At 66.0% G+C, this 1,684-nt stretch carries 2 protein-coding genes and 1 pseudogene; all 3 read right to left on the bottom strand.

The genetic code is table 11. The annotated features are described in order from the left end of the window. The coding region (locus tag V7050_RS20915) for a cation:proton antiporter (RefSeq protein WP_324411266.1) at positions 1-928 on the bottom strand (928 nt) is incomplete at its 3' end. 341 nt (positions 929-1,269) lie between these two features. Continuing rightward, positions 1,270-1,527, bottom strand: coding sequence for a hypothetical protein (locus V7050_RS20910; protein WP_324375685.1), 258 nt, complete (start codon positions 1,525-1,527; stop codon positions 1,270-1,272). Further along, a pseudogene (locus V7050_RS20905) lies at positions 1,524-1,684 on the bottom strand (YcbK family protein); the annotation flags it as partial. The gene V7050_RS20910 and the pseudogene V7050_RS20905, both read right to left, overlap by 4 nt.

The raw sequence follows: 1,684 nt of genomic DNA, 5'->3' as shown, positions 1-1,684 counted from the left end.
GCGGGATCAGCAGCGCGGCAAGAACGAAGATCAACGCCCCGGCCCAATGCGCCAGCACGTCCCAGATCTCGCGCAGGTTCGTCCATGCCTGTGGCGGCAGGCGGCCCGGTCCGGTCAGGTTCAGCGTCAGTCCAGCGGCCACCACGGCGATGACGCCCGAGGCGCCGATGCTCTGCTCGGCCCCGATATAGGCGAGGTAAGGCAATGCGACCGAGATCGAGATCTGCGCCAGCTCGTGGCGCGAGAACAGCGCCATGACCCAGACCGCCACCCGTGCCGCTAGCCAGCCGGTGAAAGCGCCGCCAACGATCAGGACGGGGAAGCGCACCAGCGCCGCGCCAAGGTCGGGATCGGGCATCCCCAACATGACGAAGCCCATGAACAGGCCGAAGAGCGCGATGGCCGCGGCGTCGTTTAGAAGGCTCTCGCCTTCGATGATCCGCGCGAGCCGGCGCGGCGCCGAGATCGAGCGGAAGATGGTGACGACCGCCGAGGGATCAGTCGTGGACACGATCGCGCCAATCAGCAGGCACGCCGCAAGCGGCAGTGTGCTCGCCCACGACAGGGCATAGCCCACGCTTAGCGTCGCCACGACTACCGCTACGACAGCAAGCACCAGGATGGGCACCCAGTCGTCGAGCATCCGGCGCAGGTTCATCCCCAGCGTTGCCTGAAAAAGCAGCGTCGGGAGGAAAACATAGAGGAAGACGTTGGACCGGATCGGCAACCCCAGGATCGCCTCGGCCACCGGGTTCAGCGCGTCCGTCAACTCCGTCCGCAAGAAGAAGATCGCGCCCGCACCGATCATCACGCCGAGCACGGCGAGGATCACGGTGAAGGGCAACTTCAGGCGCGCAGCAAGCGGCTCCGCCGCGCCGATGACGAGGAAGAGGGACGCGATGACAGTGGTGACGAGAACGATATCCATAAGCCTGAAATAGCTGGAAATTCAGGCGCGGGGAATCGGCGCGGCCGGTTATTCGATCAGGAAGGGCAAGATTCTTTCGTGTCGGCGTTCGGTGCAACCCGCTGGCTCGCCGATCAAGCCGGCAAGAGACCAACCATAATCGGCTGGATGATCCTCACTCATGCAAGACGGGCGACACAGCATCTTTGCAGGCACGGAGCTGATCTCTGACGACGGCATAGTCCGTCAGCATGTCTTGGACAGCCGACGCCTCCGGCAGCAAGGCCAATTCTTCCGCCGCGCGCGCCTGAAACTCCCGGCTGTACTCGACGACCGGCGGACACGTCCCCTGCGCGACCCTGTCAGAACCCACCGTCGCGCAGCCGCTCAGCAAGCTCGTCGCGAGAGCGAGGGCGACGAGCCGCCGCCTCGAGCATCCTTCTTTGGGCGTCATGGGTTTTCTCCATGGTTTCGAGTTGCTCGGCCAACCGCCCCGTGCGCTCGCCGGAGCGGCGCAGGGAAAGCAGGAACAGAAGGATCGCAAGGGCGGTGACGCCGTAGCGGAGTGCCGTGCGCGCCCATGCCGATCCGGCGAGCGTGGCGAGGAGGCCGCCGATCACCGCCGCCCCCGGCGCCAGTCATCGAGGCGCGCGTAGATCGTGACGGCGATGCCGCCGAGGGCAACCGCGATGAACACCCAGCGCAGGGTGTCGAGATACGGGACCAGCGGCAGGATGGCGGTCTGGGTCTCGGCGAGGACGCTCTGCGCCACCTCGA

The sequence above is a fragment of the Amaricoccus sp. genome (assembly GCF_036846665.1).
GTDB lineage: Bacteria > Pseudomonadota > Alphaproteobacteria > Rhodobacterales > Rhodobacteraceae > Amaricoccus.
Note: the sequence above shows the minus strand (reverse complement) of the source record. Positions and strands in the feature narration are given on the sequence as shown.